Consider the following 18390-nt stretch of genomic DNA (forward strand, 5'->3'; position numbering starts at 1 on the left):
TCTTAATTATTAAGAATTGATGAATTTAGCTTAACTATCACAGACAAATTAACTAGCACTGACAAACTGTTCGAAATTCGCCACATTCACTGGCCGGCTAAAGTAATAGCCCTGGAAATAGTCGCAGCCAAATTCGCGCAACAGTTCGAATTGCTCTACCTGCTCCACCCCTTCTGCCACGATATCGCAATGGATGGTTTTGCCAACCGCCAGCACCATCTGAATAATGGCTGCATCATTTGAATCGGTAAGTACATCATGCACAAATGACTGATCAATCTTAATTTGCGTCACCGGCAGCTTTTTAAGGTAGACCAAAGATGAATGCCCAATGCCAAAATCATCTAGTGCAATGCGCACCCCCATCTGCCGCAGGATACCAATTTTATGGATCACATCGTCCATATTATCAATCACCGCTGTTTCAGTCAGCTCAAGCTTCAGCAAACTAGGATTGATGCCAGTACGTGCCAATATCTCGCGCAGCTCTTGCACGAAGTTGATATATAAAAACTGCTTGGCGCTAATATTCACCGAGAGCTTGATTTGGCCAAGTACAGGGCTCGCCTCCCATGTTTTCAGTTGCTCACATGCCTGCTCTAGCACCCAATGTCCAATTTTAATAATCAGATTCGACTTTTCTGCAATCGGTATAAACTCTACCGGGCTGACATTACCCAAAGTCGGATGGCTCCACCTCAGCAATACCTCAGCCGCTACCACCTGTTTAGCCACATTCACAATAGGCTGATAATTCAGATACAACTCCTGATTAGCTAACGCCAGCCCCAGCGCAGCCTCCAATGCAAAGTTTTTTTCTATACTTTCTTGCGTGAGCTGGTCATAAAAGCGATAAGTATTACCGCCGCTATCTTTTGATAGATACATTGCGGTATCTGCATGCCGTAAATGGTCTTCAAACGTCAGCGCATTGTCATTGAACAAAGTGACACCGATACTGGCACTGGTAGCAAACTCAAACAAGCTCAGGTAGTAATTTCTATTCAGCTCTGCCAGCAGCTTTTGGGCAATCTCGCTCACCTGTTGATAAGCAATGCTGGCATTCTGATCCAGACTTTCCAGTATCACCACGAACTCATCGCCACTCAGCCTAGCAACGGTGTCGCCGGCGCGCACCGTATGTTGAATGCGATGCGCCACTTCTATTAGCAATTGGTCGCCTACATCGTGACCCTTGGTGTCATTGAGTACTTTAAATTTATCTAAATCAATAAACAATAACGCGCAGTAGGTCTTCGCCCGCTGCGCGATGGACATGGCATGCTGATAGCGATCTGCGAGCAAACGTCTATTCGGCAAGCTAGTTAGCGCGTCATAATACGCAAAATTTTCAATTTCCTGCCGCGCTCTTTTCTGCTCGGATATATCTCGCACAAAGCCGGTGACTAAAGACAGATTATTATCTTTTAATGCAGTAAGCGTTAACTCAATAGGAAACTCGCTGCCATCCGCCCGCATCCCCACCAGCTCGATGCGCTGGTTAAAAATATGCGTAACACCAGTCATTTTATATTGCTGATGCCCGGCATGATGTGCATTTCGATAGCGTGCCGGAATAATCAGGTCTGGCATAGATTTACCCAACACATCTTCTTTTTTGTAGCCAAAAATACGCTCAGCTGCCGGGTTAAACTCAACCAACAATCCGGCTGAGTCTATGGTAACAATGGCATCAAACGCGCCATCAATCACTGAGCGCAGTTTTTTGTCATTTTTTTGTATGGTCATATGCGCTAAATTACGCTCAGACTGCAAAGCGGAAATTAATAGCATGGTCACCACTAAGGCCACCATAAACGTCCACAGTGAAAACACACCCTCACTTAAATCATGGCTGTAAAAATTACCGCTACCCTGCGATGTTACCCACACGGCTATGCTGGATAAAATAATCACAAAGAACGAACCGCCAACCAAACCAAAGCTCATGGAGGCCCATATCAGCATGGGCAGAATCACGAACATGGATAAAATAAACTGTTTATTGAGATCTGGCACCGCGCTCACGATAATGAGCTCAACGCAGACAAATAAAATGATCCATGCCAGCAGTTGATAGCATCTGTCGTTGCAGCTGAAAGTGCCCTTTCTGCCGAGATTGAGCACCAAAGGCAGGGCAAGCAGCACGCCGAGGCTGTCACCCAGCCACCAAATAAACCAGATACTGGATAATTTATCAGTTGGAGCAAGCCCGGTAATGTATAAGCTAAACGTTCCGCCAGTCGCGCACACGGACATGCCGATCAAGGCGACGGCAATCATCAGAAAAATATCTTTTTGCTTATAGAGATGATGATTAAAACGTAATTTTGGCAGGAGGTAGGCTGCGAGGAGAGGGCCAAGTGTATTAGTGATTGCAATCAAAACACTGGCGGTGAGAGGTAAAACAGTTAATTCAACAAGTAATGATGCGACAAAGACAGCCGGAATACTGACACGCCCCCAGCGCATGATGGCGCCAACCGCAATACCGGTAGGCAGCCAAATCAGCGTTGCTACCGACTCTTTATAGGGCACCATCAGCCCAAGTTTAGCGGTGACAAAATAAGCAAACGCTACTGCTACAAAAGTAATTAACTTTCCTTTGAAAGTCAAAAAACGATATTGAGCAATAGCGTTTTGCATCACCGGCGCTTAGCTGATATCAAGACCGTCTTGTACCAACTCGGCAGCACGAAGCACTGCCCGTGCCTTATTTTGCGTTTCCATCCATTCACTTTCAGGGACAGAATCGGCCACGATGCCGGCGCCAGCCTGTACATAAAGCATGTTGTTTTTAATCACGCCGGTTCTAATCGCGATGGCAACATCCATATCACCATTAAAACCCAAATAACCGACAGCACCCGCATAAATGCCGCGCTTGCTAGGTTCTAACTCATCAATGATTTCCATCGCACGCACTTTAGGCGCGCCAGACACGGTACCGGCAGGGAAGGTCGCTTTAATCACATCTATCGCATCCATGCCTGGTTTGAGCTTACCTTCTACATTGCTCACAATGTGCATCACGTGCGAGTAGCGCTCTATCATCATGTTATCGGTCACTTTCACCGAGCCTGTCACCGCAACGCGGCCTACATCATTACGTCCTAAATCCATCAATTGCACGTGCTCGGCACGCTCTTTCGGGTCTGCCAGCAACTCTTCTGCCAAGGCAATATCCTGCTCGCGTGTCTTGCCGCGCGGTCTGGTGCCTGCAATTGGCCGTGCGGTCACCGTGCCGTTTTCAAGTCGCACTAGAATCTCAGGGGAGGCGCCCACCACATGATGATCGCCCATGTCGTAATAGAACATATAAGGCGATGGATTCAGGCTGCGTAAGGCACGATATAGCGATAACGGCGGTGCAGAGAACTGTTGCGACATACGCTGTGACAACACCACCTGCATGATGTCACCATCCAGAATATACTGCTGCGCGCGCTTAACTGCTGCCTTGAAGTTATCTTCACCAAACTCTGAGCTAGCTGTGGTTTTTTCTGTAGCAGCAGATTTTGGAATGGTGACTGTACTTCTTAACTTCTGCATCAACTCATTTAGGCGCTGCTTAGCTTGCTCGTACGCGTTTGGTGCAGTCGCATCTGCGTAAACAATAAAATAAAGCTTACCGCTTAAATTATCTACCACGGCCAACTGCTCAGACACCATTAACAGCACGTCTGGCGTTGCAATCGCGTCTGGCTTTAGCTTGTCAGCCAAGCGCTTCTCAATGTAGCGCACGGTTTCGTAACCAAAATAACCGGCCAAACCGCCAGTGAATCTAGGCAAACCTTCATAAGGCGGCGTTTTAAAACGTGCTTGGAAACTTTTCACAAAGTCCAACGGGTTGGCATTTTCCACACTTTCCACCACGGTATCGCCATCCAGCACCTGAATATTCTTGCCATGCGCCACAATGCGCATTTTTGCAGGTAAGCCAATAATGGAGTAACGGCCAAAACGCTCACCGCCCTGTACAGATTCCAGCAGGTATGAAAAAGGCTGGTTAGCAAGTTTCAAATAAAGGGAAAGCGGGGTGTCGAGGTCAGCAAAAGTTTCGAGTACCAGGGGAATGCGGTTATAGCCCTGTGCTGCCAGGGCGTTGAATTCTTCTTGATTAATAGTATTTAACATAAACTTCCTAAGACTAAATTATCGTGTTCTTAAAAAATCGCACGCCACATGATTGATGTGTGCGCTGCGCTTCGTAGATTAGCGTTGCCAAGAGCCTCGCCAGCTAAAAGAATCATTAAGAAACTTATCGTATAAATAGTCGTATGCGCTGTGCTTCATATTCGAAGTTATGTTTAAAAGTAATACTAGGTTAATAAATGAATTAAGTCAGGTAAATGCTCGATAGTGGCATCCACCATACTCTCGTCGATTGCCTTACCTTGATTATACCCATAGGGCACAGTAACAATATAGCATCCTGCAGCGTGTGCGGCTACTACATCCGTATCAGAATCTCCTACCAGCATGGATTCTGTTTCCAGCACTCCTAATTTTTTACAGATATGATGCAGCTGCATCGGATTGGGTTTCTTTTTCGGTAAGGTATCACCAGAAACAATCAACTCGAAAAAATCTGCCAATCCTGTCGCATTCAGTAACGGCAGTGTAAATTTTTCGGGTTTATTTGTGACACACGCGAGCTTAAAGCCGGTGCGCTTGAGTTCATTAAGGGTTTCTAGCGCGCCATGATATGGCTGGCTAGTGCTCACGTTCTGAGCATAGTGTTCAAAAAACAAAGCCTGCGCATCGTTGAGCAAAGCTTCATCTGGCTCCACCTGCGTACCGTTGGTTACACAGCGTTTAACCAGCATTTGCACACCCTCACCGATATAACGCGCGATTTGCGCCGGCGATTTATTTGGTAAGTTCAATGCGCTCAGCATCTGATTTGCCGCATAAGCAATTTCAGGCGCAGTGTTCACCAATGTACCGTCAAGGTCAAACATAACGGCTTTAACATGAAATCCCATGATGATTTACTTGAGTTTCAATGACGCTGATTTAAAGCTAGATTAGTTCCAACACATCGGTCTAAGAACGCCTAGCAGCTCTTATCGTAGCGGCTAGGCAATCTTAAATGATTGTGCTTATTTTACAGTTGCTAAAGATGCACGCATTTCAGCCACTACGGTGTTGTAGCGATTTGCATCGGTATCTTTAGGTGAACCAAAAATTGCAGAACCAGCAACAAAAGTATCTGCACCAGCACGTGCAATTTCTGCAATATTTTGTGCATTTACGCCGCCGTCTACTTCCAACCAGATTTGACGGCCAGTTTTTTCGTAGTATGCATCGATACGTGCGCGTGCTAATTTTAGCTTTTCTAATGTTTCAGGGATGAATTTTTGACCACCGAAACCAGGGTTCACTGACATCAATAGAATCATGTCTACTTTATCCATTACATGGTCTAAGTAGCTTAATGAAGTAGCTGGGTTGAACACCAAGCCTGATTTACAGCCTAAATCACGCACCATGGCCAAGCTACGGTCGATATGCTCAGAAGCTTCCGGGTGGAAAGTGATGATGTTTGCGCCCGCTTTAGCAAAGTCAGGAATAATGCGATCTACTGGTTTAACCATTAAATGCACATCAATCAATGCGCCCACTTTTTTTGCAGTTTCGCGAATTGCATCACACACCAATGGACCAATAGTGAGGTTAGGTACGTAGTGGTTGTCCATTACGTCAAAATGCACGATGTCTGTGCCTGAAGTAATCACATCTTCAATCTCTTGACCAAGTTTGGCAAAGTTTGCAGAAAGAATACTTGGGGCAATTCTAAAAGTTTTATCCATGGCAATATCCGTCAAATTAAATTTATTAATCAGTTTAAAGCGTTATTTTAACCTTATTTCACACTAATAAGATGATGCTTCTTGCTTAAGATAGTCCAATCCCTCAAAATTACACTTATGCAGTTATATGTTATAGGCGTGAACCACACAACCGCCCCCATCCAAATCCGCGAGCATGTCGCTTTTAACAGCGAGCATCTTGGTAGCGCCCTGCGCGAGTTGACCATGCACGACGCTTCGGAGGCGGCCATTTTGTCTACCTGCAACCGCACCGAGCTGTACTGCAGTACGGACGACCCGCAAAAAGCGCTGGCCTGGCTGTCGCAGTATCACAACATCGAGCAAACCGCGATTGCCCCTTACATTTACACCCTACCGGACAATGAAGCGGTGAAACATGCGTTCCGTGTGGCGTCTGGCTTAGATAGCATGGTACTGGGCGAACCACAGATTTTAGGTCAGTTTAAGCAGTCGGTAAAAATCGCCCAAGACGCCGGCACTCTAGGCACCCTGTTACACAAGCTGTTCCAACGCACGTTTGAAGTAGCCAAAGAGGTACGCACCAACACCGACATCGGTGCCAACTCTATTTCCATGGCGGCCGCGGCGGTCAAGCTATCACAGCGTATTTTTGGTGACATCAGCGCACAAAAAGTGCTGTTTATTGGTGCAGGGGAAATGATAGAGCTATGTGCAGACCATTTTGCCTCGCAAAAACCCAAAAGCATGACCATTGCCAACCGCACCATTGAGCGTGGCTCTAACTTGGCGCAAAAAATCAATGGCGAAGCCATGCTGCTGAATGATTTACCTGCACACTTTGCCAATTTTGATATCGTCATCACTTCTACCGGCAGCACATTGCCCATCATCGGGCTAGGCATGGTAGAAAGCGCAATCAAGGCGCGCCGCCATCGCCCGATTTTCATGGTGGACTTAGCCGTACCACGTGACATTGAGCCTGAAGTAGCTGAATTGGATGACGTTTTCTTATATACGGTAGATGATTTAGCGCAAGTGGTTTCTGACGGTATTGAAAACCGGCAGACTGCCGCGGTAGAAGCAGAAATGATTGTGGAAACCCGCGTTGAAAATTTCATGCAGTGGTTTAAAAAACGCGATGCTGTTCCCACCATTAAAGCATTGCGCGACCAAGCTGAGCATATGCGCAAGGCCGAGCTAGATAAAGCCTACAAACTGCTGCAAAAAGGCGAAGCTCCGGAAAAAGCGCTAGAAGCATTGAGCGTGGCACTCACCAACAAATTCCTGCATGCGCCTAGCCATGCTTTAAACAAGACGCATGGCGACGAACACGCGAAACTAGAAGAAATTCTAAAAGACTTATATCAAATTAAAAGTTAAGCAGTATTACTTAAGCAATAAACCTTGAGAAACAAACAATGAAACCAAGCATGATTACCAAGCTCGCTAATTTAAGCGAGCGTTTAGATGAAATTGACCGTTTAATGAGCAGTGAGGGCATCACTGACAACATGGACAATTACCGCAAACTAACGCGCGAACATGCAGAAATTACGCCTATCGTAGAGCAATACCGTGCATTTGAGCAGACCGAAGCCGACATCAACGAAGCACAAACCATGCTTAACGACCCGGAGATGAAAGCGTTTGCACAGGAAGAAATTGAAGCAGGCAAAGCCAAACTTGAAGCGATTGAAGCTGCACTGCAAACCCTGTTGCTGCCAAAAGACCCGAATGACGACAAAAACATCTTTTTAGAAATCCGTGCTGGCACCGGCGGTGATGAGTCTGGCTTATTTGCCGGTGATTTATATCGCATGTACTCTCGCTATGCAGAGCGCCAAGGCTGGAAAGTTGAAGTGATGTCAGCCAACGAAGGCGAAATGGGTGGCTACAAAGAAATCATCGCCAAAATTGAAGGTTATGGCGCGTATTCAAAACTCAAATTCGAGAGCGGCGGTCATCGCGTACAACGCGTACCGGATACGGAAACCCAGGGCCGCATCCATACCAGCGCCTGTACCGTGGCGATCTTGCCAGAAGCAGATGAGGTTTCTGATGTGGTCATCAACCCAGCCGACGTGCGTATCGACACTTTCCGTGCTTCAGGTGCCGGTGGTCAGCACATTAACAAGACCGACTCCGCTGTACGCCTCACCCATGCACCTACCGGCATCGTGGTAGAGTGCCAAGAAGGTCGTAGCCAGCACGCCAACAAGGCGCAAGCCTTTGCCGTACTTGCCGCACGCATCAAAGCCAAGCAAGTGGACGAACAGCAAAGCAAAATTGCCAGTGAACGTAAAAGCCTGATTGGTAGTGGCGACCGCTCAGAGCGTATTCGTACTTACAACTACCCACAAGGCCGCATTACCGATCACCGTATCAATCTTACTCTATATAAAATTGATGCCATTACCGAAGGCGATATGGACGAACTGATCGGCGCACTGGCAGCAGAGCATCAGGCAGACTTGCTCGCAAGCTTGGGTGAAGATAACTAGCCCCAGATAGCTAGCCATAGAAAACCTCTCAAAGACCATTAATTGACACAATCTGTACGCAGCACATGGCTAGTAGCCCAACAGCGCCTAATTCAGCACTTAGCACTAGAGGCTAACGATGCAAAATTCGAGGCACAACTGCTGCTGCAGAGCGCACTCAAGGTAAAACGCTCCTGGCTGCTGGCACACGAGCAAGATGTGCTGCCAGCCAGTGTAAGCGCAGACTTTGAGACTTTGCTAACACGCCGCCTTGCAGGTGAACCTGTTGCTTACATATTAGGTTACCGCGAGTTTTACGGGCTCAACCTCAAGGTTAGCCCAGACACCCTAATTCCAAGGCCAGATACAGAAACATTGGTAGAGGCCGCCTTAGCAAAAATCCCCACTGATACAGACTACACAATCCTGGACTTAGGCACCGGCACGGGCGCAGTGGCACTAGCAATCGCCCAACACCGTCCACACACACAAGTGACGGCAGTTGACGCATCTCAAGGCGCACTGCATATAGCTGAACACAACGCACAGCAACTAGGTTTAACGCAGGTACGCTTCAGCTTAAGCCACTGGTTTTCGGCGGTAGAAAGTGAAAGATTTAACCTCATTATCAGTAATCCGCCCTATATTGAGCAGCACGACCCGCACCTAGGCCAAGGGGATTTAAGGTTTGAGCCTATCTCGGCGCTAGCTTCTGGTGTGGATGGCTTGGATGATATACGTGAAATCATCGCGCACAGCTTAATCCACCTGCAACCACAAGGCTGGCTGATGCTGGAGCACGGCTACAATCAAGCGCATTTGGTGGCAGACCTTATGGCAGAAAGCGGCTTAGTTGATATCGAGACCATCAAAGACCTAGGAGCGAATGACCGCGTCACTATAGGCAAAAACCCACTAATAGTGAGCACTCACTGGGACTGAAATCATCACAGTTAGCGCATGACAGCAATGCCAATCAACAGCTAACAAAAAAATTACACTAGCAACGCACCCCTCGTGCACACACCCGCGCCTGAACAAATACGCTAAGAAAATGTCTGAAACAGTAAGCACCTTTCATCATCAATGCATATTAAACCCATGACTGATCGACTTATCTTATTAGCCTACACCAGCGTTGCAACACACCCGATGACGCACGATGAATTGCTATCACTGCTGGATTCAGCACGAAATTGCAATCAGCGCCACGGCATCACCGGCATGCTGCTGTATATGGATGATTGCTTTTTTCAGGTGCTAGAAGGCGAAGAGCTCACTGTAGATGCCCTATACGAAAAAATCTGCCTGGACAAACGCAACCACCATGTAGTGAAGCTGATTAGAGAGCCCATCACGCAGCGTAGTTTTACTGAATGGACCATGAGCTATGAACATGTCACACGTGAGGAAATGGCATCATTCACCGGCTTGACCGATTACCTTGACCAAGACCACCCTGGATTTAACGGCATGGCAGCAGGGCGGGCGCGCCAACTGATAGAGGCTTTTAAGAACGGGGCATGGCATCGCCATGACCTGACACAACAAAAATTTATACACATCGGGATATAGCGCGTTAGCAGCATAAACTTTTGCAGTGCGGCATAGTATAATCAAACTATGTCTGAAAATAACTCTATCGGCATTGTTGCCCCACAAACCGCACACTTTAGCGAGCCGCTCACTCTTAAAAGCGGCGCAGTGCTAGCGCAATTCAATCTTGTCTACGAAACCTACGGCACCTTAAATGCCGATAAGTCCAACGCGGTGCTAATTTGCCACGCGTTATCAGGCACACACCATGTGGCAGGCAAGTATTCAGAACAAGACAAATACCCAGGCTGGTGGGACAACTTAGTGGGTCCCGGCAAGCCGCTGGATACCAATAAATTTTTTGTGATTGGCGTCAACAACCTAGGCGGCTGTCACGGCAGTTCTGGCCCGGTTAGCATCAACCCTGCCACAGACAAACCATGGGGCTCTGCTTTCCCCATCGTAACAGTTGAAGACTGGGTAAACTCGCAAGCACGCCTGTTAGACCAACTTGGGATTACGCAACTAGCTGCAGTCATCGGCGGCAGCCTTGGCGGCATGCAGGCACTGCAATGGACTATCGCCTATCCGGATCGTGTACGTCACGCCTTGGTCATTGCCTCAGCACCTAATCTTACCGCGCAAAACATCGCGTTTAACGAAGTGGCACGTCAAGCTATTATCACAGACCCTGAGTTTCACGGTGGTGACTACTACGAGCACGGCGTGGTACCACGCCGTGGCCTACGCATCGCGCGCATGCTGGGCCACATCACCTATTTAAGCGATGACGCAATGGGTGAAAAGTTCGGTCGCAAACTGAAAGACGACATCAAATACGGCTTTAACGTTGAGTTTGAAATGGAATCTTACCTACGCTACCAAGGCGATAAGTTTGCCGGTGAATTTGATGCGAACACTTACTTGCGCATGACACGAGCCTTAGATTACTACGATCCTGCGCTGGCCTATGGCGGCGATCTAAGCAAAGCACTCAGCCAAACTCAAGCTAAATTTCTAGTGCTGTCATTCACCAGCGACTGGCGCTTCTCACCTGCGCGCTCACGCGAAATCGTAAAAGCGCTGCTTGATAACGAAAGCACAGTCAGCTATGCAGAAGTTACGGCAGCTCATGGTCATGATGCATTCTTAATGCCAGATAAACATTACCACGCTATCTTACGTACCTATTTAAGCAACATTGAAGTTGGTGGTAACCATGCAAAATAATGTAAATATTACAAAAAATGTCACCGAGTACCGCCAAGATTTTGCAATTATTGCAAACTGGGTGAAGTTTGGGACAAAAGTGCTGGATTTAGGTTGCGGCGATGGTGAGTTATTACAATTTTTACGCAGCTCATTAGAAATTAAAGGCTATGGCGTAGAAAAAGACGATACCAACCTCATCGCCTGCGTTAAAAACGGTATCAACGTGATTCAAATGGACCTGGAAGACGGTTTATCAGGCTTTGAAGACCAGTCATTCAACACCGTGATACTGTCACAAACCCTGCAAGCCATGCACAATACAGAAGAAATTGTGCTGGAAATGCTGCGCGTGGGTAAAGAAATCATCGTCACTTTCCCCAACTTCGGCTATTGGCGCAACCGCATGCAAATCACAGCAGGGCGCATGCCAGTTTCAAAAGCACTACCGTACCAATGGTATGACACACCTAACGTGCACTTATGCACGATTAACGACTTTGATTACTTCTGCCAGCAGCACGGCATTGAGATACTTGAACGCCGCGTCATTACCGACGGCAAAGAAGTGAACTTCATGCCCAACCTACTGGGTAGCCTCGCCATGTACCGTCTAAAATCCAAGTAGTTTAAGCCCAAATAATCTAGAACTCAGGTCATTGAAACCCTAGTAATGTCATTGCAAAACGCTGCCCAGCCTACCATCCGCCAATCACTGATGAGCAAAAAGATGCTCATCTGCGTATTTACCGGCTTTAGCTCTGGGCTGCCACTATTTATTTTAATCAGCCTACTGCCGGCATGGCTACGCTCTGAAGGGGTAGACCTAAAATCGATAGGCCTATTTGCGTTAATCAGCCTACCATTTACCTGGAAGTTTTTGTGGGCGCCGCTATTTGACCGCTTCACGCCACCGCTAGGGCGCCGCCGCGGCTGGCTGGTGGTATGGCAAGTGTTATTGCTGCTGTCTATTCCAGCATTTGGTGCGTTTAGCCCCAAGTTTGATATATGGAGCATTGCCTATCTAGCCACAGTCGTGGCTTTCTTTAGCGCATGTCAGGATATCGTGCTGGACGCCTACCGCCGCGAGCTCTTGATTGATGCAGAGCTAGGCTTAGGCAATGCGGTTCATGTCAACGCCTATAAGATTGCAGGTCTGGTTCCGGGCTCGCTGTCACTGATACTGGCAGACCATATGCCGTGGAGCAGCGTATTTACTATTACCGCACTATTTATGCTGCCAGGCCTAGTGATGACGCTACTGGTGTCAGAACCAGCATTAAAATATGGCGCACCAAAAACTTTGCGCGCGGCGATTGTTGAGCCGTTTAAAGAGTTTATCCAACGCAACGGCTTAAAATCAGCACTGTTCATTTTGGCTTTCATCTTCCTTTATAAACTTGGCGATAGCATGACCACCGCGCTCGCTACGCCGTTTTATTTAGACATGGGCTACAGCAAAACCGAAATTGGTTTAATCGCTAAAAATGCAGGGCTATGGCCAAGCGTGCTAGGTGGCCTGATTGGCGGGCTGTGGATGATCAGGCTGGGTATCAATAAATCATTATGGGTTTTTGGCGCGGTACAAATGCTGGCCATTTTGGGCTTTGCATGGCTGGCAGACGCTGCAAGCAACCCCGCGGCATTCAGTGCCACCCTTGAGTTGGATATATTTGGCACCAGTTTCAGCCTTCAAGAGCGATTGCTATGGCTTGGCATGGTCATCGGTGTAGAAGCGCTGGGAGTAGGGCTGGGCACCGCTGCATTTGTTGCCTACATTGCCAAAACCACTCATCCACTTTACACCGCCACCCAGTTTGCGCTGTTTACCAGTTTGGCCGCAGTGCCGCGTACATTTGCCAATGCAGCAACCGGCTATATGGTGGAAAGCATGGGCTGGCGCGACTTTTTCATACTCTGCTTTATCATCGCCATCCCCGGCATGCTGTTACTGCTAAAAATTGCGCCCTGGCATGAAACCGCAAAAGAACTGCAAGCCGACGCATAGGTTTTTAAGCATAGTCTATGATTAAAGGCGCATGATCACTAAAGCGCTCATCTTTATATACGCTGGTTGATACCGCTTTGGCAGCGAAAGCTGGTGTCGCAATCTGGTAATCAATACGCCAACCTACATTATTAGCCCATGCCTGACCGCGATTACTCCACCATGTGTAACAGGCATCTGTCGTATCCGGATACAAGGTGCGATAAACATCTACCCAACCCATGTCGTCAAACAACTGAGTCAACCATGCGCGCTCTTCAGGCAGAAAACCTGAGTTCTTGCGGTTACCTTTCCAGTTTTTCAGATCAGCCTCTTTGTGTGCAATATTCCAGTCACCGCAAATCACTACATCACGCCCACTTTGTACCAACGCATGTAGTTGTGGCATAAAGCGCTCCATCACGCTGAACTTGAATGCCTGACGCTCTTCACCGCTAGAGCCTGAGGGCAAGTACAGTGACACCACACTCAGATTGCCAAACCTGGCTTCCAGATAACGCCCCTCACTATCAATATCTTCTATACCTAAGCCTTCAATCACACTGTCAGCTTTAGTTTTTGAGTAGATGCCAACGCCGCTATAGCCTTTTTTTTCCGCATAATGGAAATAGCCATAATAACCTTCCGGATTCAGCATTTGCTCCGTCATATCGCCAGCTTGCGCCTTGAGTTCCTGCATGCAGATCACGTCCGCATCTTGGTTTTTTAACCACGCATACAAACCTTTGTTGGTTGCAGAACGGATGCCATTTAAATTTAACGATATAATCTTCAAAACTTTATTCCAAATAATTAACAGAAACTATCATGACCCAACCACTCGATCAATTCAGGCAAGATTTTATCGCATTTGCAATCCAAAAAGAGGTTTTAAAATTCGGTGAATTTAAAACCAAAGCCGGCAGATTAAGCCCTTACTTTTTCAACGCCGGCTTGTTTAACGATGGCGAAAGCCTGATGAAACTGGGTGAGTTCTACGCGCAAGCAATTAAAAACTCAGGTATTGCGTTCGACATGTTATTTGGCCCAGCTTACAAAGGCATTACGTTAGCGGCAAGTATTGCCATTGCACTTGCCAAAGATGGTCACAATGTACCCTATGCCTACAACCGCAAAGAGGCAAAAGACCACGGAGAAGGCGGCGTGATTGTAGGCAGCCCACTCAAGGGGCGAGTTCTCATCATCGACGATGTGATTTCAGCAGGCACCTCAGTGCGTGAATCTGTTGAATTGATCAATGCCAGCGGCGCCACCGCTTGTGGTGTAGCGATTGCTATCGACCGGCAAGAGAAAGGTTTGGGCGAGCTTTCAGCAGTGCAGGAAGTGATTAATAGCAACAAAATACCGGTATGTGCCATTGCTAATTTAAACGATTTGTTGGCCTATTTAAACGATAAAACCGAGATGGCGCAGAACTTGCATGCGGTCGAGGCATATCGACAAAAATATGGCGTGATTTAATTTAAGGCTTGGTCAATCAAGGTTAAGTCGAGCAAGATTTAGTAAACTAAGCTCAATTAAACCAGACTTAAATGTGGCCGCGAAAGGTGATTGCAAACAAAATGCAGAAATTGTTAAGACAGCAACCTAAAACACAACAACCCAGCCAAGCGGCCACACTACCTATCCAAAAGTTTGTAATGTACAGTGTTTACGCACTGGGCTTACTGCTATGCACAGCACAATACGCAAAGGCAGAAGGTAGCGGCAAGATTCTGAAATGGAAGGACGAAAATGGCGTCACCCACTATGGTGACAACATGCCTAGCCAATACAACAACCGGGAAAACTCGCAGATTAACCGTCAAGGCATCACAGTTAAACACAACGTGCCGAACAAAGGCAATGCTGATGAACTTAGCAAACTAGAGCAAGCCAAAACCGAGCAAGCCAAGAAAGACAAAGCACTGCTAGGCGCATTTACCAATGTGGGTGAGATTGATTTAGCCTTAGAGCGCAATATTCAACTGGATAAAATTGCCTTAGATAACCTAAAGCAAGAGCGAGCCACGCATCAAAAGAGCTTGGATAGCAAAAAAGCCACGGCAGCGACCTTGGAGCAAAAAAAGAAAACAGTGCCTAAAGATCTGAAAGCTGACATTGCCGATGAGCAGACACAAATCAGCCGCTTGGATAAAAACATCGAAGATAAAAATGCTGCCATTAGCGAGACACGCAAGCGATTTGAGGAGGACAAGAAGCGCTATACCTTGCTAAAAAGTGAGCCCGCAGGGCAAGCGCAGTAAATGCGCTGCGAAATCAGTAAGCACTTTCGCAAGCAACTAGCCAAACTGTTACCAAAGCTAGCCTAAACAATTAGTTCAAATAACTAACGCGGTTACGCCGTGTATGTCCTATAAACAAAAAATCCTGCGGTAGTTAACCGCAGGATTTTTTTATTGCCAGTACCGCAAATCAAGCCTAACTAAGCACCTAGCTTGCGCTTCAATACCTCATTTACCTGTGCCGGGTTGGCTTTGCCTTTAGAAGCCTTCATCGCTTGGCCGACTAAAGCATTAAATGCCTTTTCTTTGCCTGCCTTGAACTCTTCTACCATAGCCGCATTGGCCGCTAACACTTCGTCGATAATGGCCTCAATCGCACCAGTATCCGAAACTTGCTTGAGGCCTTTGGCTTCGATAATGGCATCCACTTCACCCTCACCATTCCACATGGCTTCAAACACTTGTTTAGCCGCGTTATTAGAAATAGTGTTATCCGTGATGCGTTTAATCAGCGCCGCCAAGCTCTCCGCACCCACAGGTGATGCTGCCAAGGATTTTTCTTCTGCATTCAACTTAGCAGAAATCGCACCCATCACCCAGTTAGCGGCTGGTTTGGCTTCGGCACCGGCATTCACTACCGCCACGAAGTAATCCGCTAGTGCGCGGTCTGCCGTGAGTGTAGCCGCATCGTAGCTAGTTAAGCCAAACTGACTTTCAAATCTGGCCTTCATCGCCTCTGGCAGCTCTGGCATTTCTGCCTGTATGCGTGCCTTATCTGCTTCGGTAATTTCTAATGGTAATAAATCAGGATCCGGGAAGTAGCGATAGTCATTCGCTTCTTCTTTGCTACGCATGGCGCGCGTTTCACCGGTATCCGGGTTAAACAGTACAGTAGCCTGCTGAATGGTGCCGCCATCTTCCAGCGTTTCAATCTGCCAGCGCGTTTCATACTCAATCGCCTGCTGCATGAACTTGAATGAGTTCAGATTTTTAATTTCACGGCGCGTGCCCAACTTTTCAGTGCCTTTTGGGCGCACAGAAACGTTCACATCGCATCTGAAGCTGCCTTCCTGCATATTGCCGTCGCAAATACCTATCCATTGCACCAACTCATGCAGTTTTTTGGCATAAGCTACCGCTTCTGCTGCCGAGCGCATATCAGGCTCGGTCACAATTTCCAGCAAAGGTGTACCAGCACGGTTTAAGTCGATACCGCTCATGCCCTCTACCGCGCCATGCACAGATTTACCCGCATCTTCTTCCAAATGTGCACGCGTGATATTAATTGCCTTTTCATAAGCAGCGTTTTTGCCTACTGCCGGCACTTGTATGGTGACCGCGCCTTTACCCACCACCGGTAACTCATACTGGCTGATTTGGTAACCTTTAGGTAAATCCGGGTAGAAGTAGTTTTTACGCGCAAATACAGAACGCGGTGCGATGTCAGCATGTATTGCCAGACCGAACTTAATCGCACAATTCACTGCTTCTTTATTCAATACTGGCAACACACCAGGCAAGGCAATGCTCACTTCACACGCCTGTGTGTTAGGCTCGGCGCCATAAGTGGTGGAAGCACCTGAGAAAATTTTAGTATTTGTTTTTAACTGGGTATGTGTTTCTAACCCAATAACGACTTCCCATTCCATTACTTAGACCCTTCCAATACATCAAGCTCCGGCATAGCCGCATGCCAATCTGTCACTTGCTGATACTGATGCGCCACGTTTAACATACGTGCCTCATCAAAATAATTACCGATAATCTGCAAACCTACAGGCAAGGCTTTACCATCAGCACTAGTGCTGAAACCAGCCGGCACACTCATACCTGGCAAGCCTGCTAAGTTGGTGGAAATGGTGTAAATATCTTGCAGATACATCGCCACAGGGTCATCTACCTTCTCACCTGCTTTAAATGCAGTGGATGGTGCCGCTGGCCCCATAATCACATCACATTTTTTGAAAGCTTCCTCGAAGTCTTGTGCGATTAAACGACGAATCTGCTGCGCTTTCAGGTAATACGCATCGTAGTAGCCTGCGCTCAACACATAGGTACCGATTAAGATACGACGCTTGACCTCAGCACCAAAACCTTCAGCACGGCTCTTACAGTACATATCCATCAAATCGGTATATTCAGAAGCACGGTGCCCATAACGCACACCATCGTAGCGAGATAAGTTACTAGACGCCTCAGCCGGTGCCAATACGTAGTAAACCGGAATAGATAAGCCAGTATTCGGCAGTGAAATCTCTACAATTTCAGCGCCTAGTTTTTTATACTCGGCAATGGCATCTTCAATTACCTTACCCACGCCCGCATCCAAACCTTCGGCAAAGAACTCTTTCGGCAAGCCGATACGTAAACCTTGCAAAGGCTTATTCAAATCACGCGTGTAATCTTCTTTTTCGCGATTCAAGCTGGTGGAATCGCGCTCGTCAAAGCCTGCCATCACGTTCATCATCAATGCGCAGTCTTCAGCAGACTTCGCCATCGGCCCAGCTTGGTCCAGGCTGGAAGCAAAAGCAATCATGCCGTAACGTGATACCACGCCGTAAGTTGGTTTTAAACCGGTAAAGCCACACAGTGAGGCTGGTTGACGAATTGAACCACCAGTATCGGTACCGGTAGCCGCCGCACATAAGCGTGCCGCTACTGCCGCCGCACTGCCGCCGCTACTGCCGCCAGGCACACGGCTGAAATCCCAAGGGTTTTTTACGCCGCCAAAGTAGCTGGTTTCATTGGATGAACCCATCGCGAACTCGTCCATATTGGTTTTACCCAAGTTCACCGCACCCGCTTGGTCAAACTGCGTAATCACATGTGCGTCATAAGGCGCGATAAAGTTTTCCAGCATTTTTGAGCCGCACGTGGTTTTCCAGCCTACCGCACAAAAAATATCTTTTTGTGCAATCGGGATACCAGTCAACGGTGTTGCGTTGCCAGCGGCAATGCGCACATCCGCCGCCTTCGCCTGCGCTAGGGTTTTATCCTGGTCTAAAGCAATATAGGCATTGATGGCTGGATTCAGTGCGTCAATGCGGTTTAAAAAAGTTTGCGTCAGCTCTACGCTAGAAATTTCTTTATTAGCCAACATTTGGGCTAATGTTTTTAAGCTACTGTTGATCATG

Annotated in this window: 16 protein-coding genes; 9 read left to right on the top strand and 7 right to left on the bottom strand. The window is 47.5% G+C overall.

What is annotated here, in order from left to right; genetic code table 11:
• Window positions 1–48 precede the first annotated feature (48 nt).
• The 4 genes from MMOL_RS11310 to rpe form a co-directional block, all read right to left on the bottom strand.
• On the bottom strand, window positions 49–2646 hold the full coding sequence (locus MMOL_RS11310) for a bifunctional diguanylate cyclase/phosphodiesterase (protein WP_015833173.1): 2598 nt from the start codon (window positions 2644–2646) through the stop codon (window positions 49–51).
• A 9-nt stretch (window positions 2647–2655) separates the two neighbouring features.
• Window positions 2656–4137: an anthranilate synthase component I gene (gene trpE, locus MMOL_RS11315; protein WP_015833174.1), complete on the bottom strand. Its 1482-nt coding sequence runs from the start codon at window positions 4135–4137 to the stop codon at window positions 2656–2658.
• Between the two features lie 185 nt (window positions 4138–4322).
• Window positions 4323–4988: a phosphoglycolate phosphatase gene (locus tag MMOL_RS11320; protein ID WP_015833175.1), complete on the bottom strand. Its 666-nt coding sequence runs from the start codon at window positions 4986–4988 to the stop codon at window positions 4323–4325.
• Window positions 4989–5105: 117 nt separating this feature from the next.
• A complete protein-coding gene (gene rpe, locus MMOL_RS11325) occupies window positions 5106–5816 on the bottom strand; it encodes a ribulose-phosphate 3-epimerase (protein ID WP_015833176.1) in 711 nt (236 codons plus the stop codon).
• A gap of 117 nt (window positions 5817–5933) precedes the next feature.
• Here rpe and hemA point away from each other — a divergent pair, with 117 nt between their 5' ends.
• The 7 genes from hemA (at window position 5934) to MMOL_RS11360 (ending at window position 13031) form a co-directional block, all read left to right on the top strand.
• Window positions 5934–7178, top strand: coding sequence for a glutamyl-tRNA reductase (gene hemA / locus MMOL_RS11330; RefSeq protein WP_015833177.1), 1245 nt, complete (start codon window positions 5934–5936; stop codon window positions 7176–7178).
• A gap of 38 nt (window positions 7179–7216) precedes the next feature.
• Window positions 7217–8299 carry a peptide chain release factor 1 gene (prfA, locus tag MMOL_RS11335; protein ID WP_015833178.1) on the top strand — a complete coding sequence of 361 codons (1083 nt, stop codon included), beginning with the start codon at window positions 7217–7219 and terminating at the stop codon, window positions 8297–8299.
• A gap of 42 nt (window positions 8300–8341) precedes the next feature.
• Window positions 8342–9220: a peptide chain release factor N(5)-glutamine methyltransferase gene (gene prmC / locus MMOL_RS11340; protein WP_015833179.1), complete on the top strand. Its 879-nt coding sequence runs from the start codon at window positions 8342–8344 to the stop codon at window positions 9218–9220.
• A gap of 159 nt (window positions 9221–9379) precedes the next feature.
• Complete coding sequence (locus tag MMOL_RS11345; RefSeq protein ID WP_148207870.1) at window positions 9380–9853, top strand: BLUF domain-containing protein; 474 nt, start codon at window positions 9380–9382, stop codon at window positions 9851–9853.
• A 48-nt stretch (window positions 9854–9901) separates the two neighbouring features.
• A complete protein-coding gene (gene metX, locus MMOL_RS11350; protein WP_015833181.1) occupies window positions 9902–11044 on the top strand; it encodes a homoserine O-succinyltransferase MetX in 1143 nt (380 codons plus the stop codon).
• Window positions 11034–11651, top strand: coding sequence for a methionine biosynthesis protein MetW (gene metW, locus MMOL_RS11355; protein WP_015833182.1), 618 nt, complete (start codon window positions 11034–11036; stop codon window positions 11649–11651). Before metX ends, metW begins: the two co-directional genes overlap by 11 nt.
• Before the next feature lie 45 nt (window positions 11652–11696).
• Window positions 11697–13031: an AmpG family muropeptide MFS transporter gene (locus MMOL_RS11360; protein ID WP_015833183.1), complete on the top strand. Its 1335-nt coding sequence runs from the start codon at window positions 11697–11699 to the stop codon at window positions 13029–13031.
• Between the two features lie 4 nt (window positions 13032–13035).
• Here the strand turns inward: MMOL_RS11360 and MMOL_RS11365 are convergent, their stop codons facing one another.
• Complete coding sequence (locus MMOL_RS11365; RefSeq protein WP_015833184.1) at window positions 13036–13806, bottom strand: exodeoxyribonuclease III; 771 nt, start codon at window positions 13804–13806, stop codon at window positions 13036–13038.
• A gap of 32 nt (window positions 13807–13838) precedes the next feature.
• Here MMOL_RS11365 and pyrE point away from each other — a divergent pair, with 32 nt between their 5' ends.
• Window positions 13839–14492: an orotate phosphoribosyltransferase gene (gene pyrE, locus MMOL_RS11370; RefSeq protein ID WP_015833185.1), complete on the top strand. Its 654-nt coding sequence runs from the start codon at window positions 13839–13841 to the stop codon at window positions 14490–14492.
• A 101-nt stretch (window positions 14493–14593) separates the two neighbouring features.
• Window positions 14594–15277, top strand: coding sequence for a DUF4124 domain-containing protein (locus tag MMOL_RS11375; RefSeq protein WP_238524381.1), 684 nt, complete (start codon window positions 14594–14596; stop codon window positions 15275–15277).
• A gap of 179 nt (window positions 15278–15456) precedes the next feature.
• Here MMOL_RS11375 and gatB read toward each other — a convergent pair whose 3' ends face one another.
• Both gatB and gatA read right to left on the bottom strand, forming a co-directional pair.
• On the bottom strand, window positions 15457–16905 hold the full coding sequence (gene gatB, locus MMOL_RS11380; protein ID WP_015833187.1) for an Asp-tRNA(Asn)/Glu-tRNA(Gln) amidotransferase subunit GatB: 1449 nt from the start codon (window positions 16903–16905) through the stop codon (window positions 15457–15459).
• Window positions 16905–18389 carry an Asp-tRNA(Asn)/Glu-tRNA(Gln) amidotransferase subunit GatA gene (gene gatA / locus MMOL_RS11385; RefSeq protein WP_015833188.1) on the bottom strand — a complete coding sequence of 495 codons (1485 nt, stop codon included), beginning with the start codon at window positions 18387–18389 and terminating at the stop codon, window positions 16905–16907. The genes gatB and gatA overlap by 1 nt, the downstream gene beginning before the upstream one ends.
• Window position 18390: the final 1 nt, after the last annotated feature.

Source organism: Methylotenera mobilis JLW8 (genome assembly GCF_000023705.1).
Taxonomy (GTDB): Bacteria; Pseudomonadota; Gammaproteobacteria; order Burkholderiales; family Methylophilaceae; genus Methylotenera; species Methylotenera mobilis.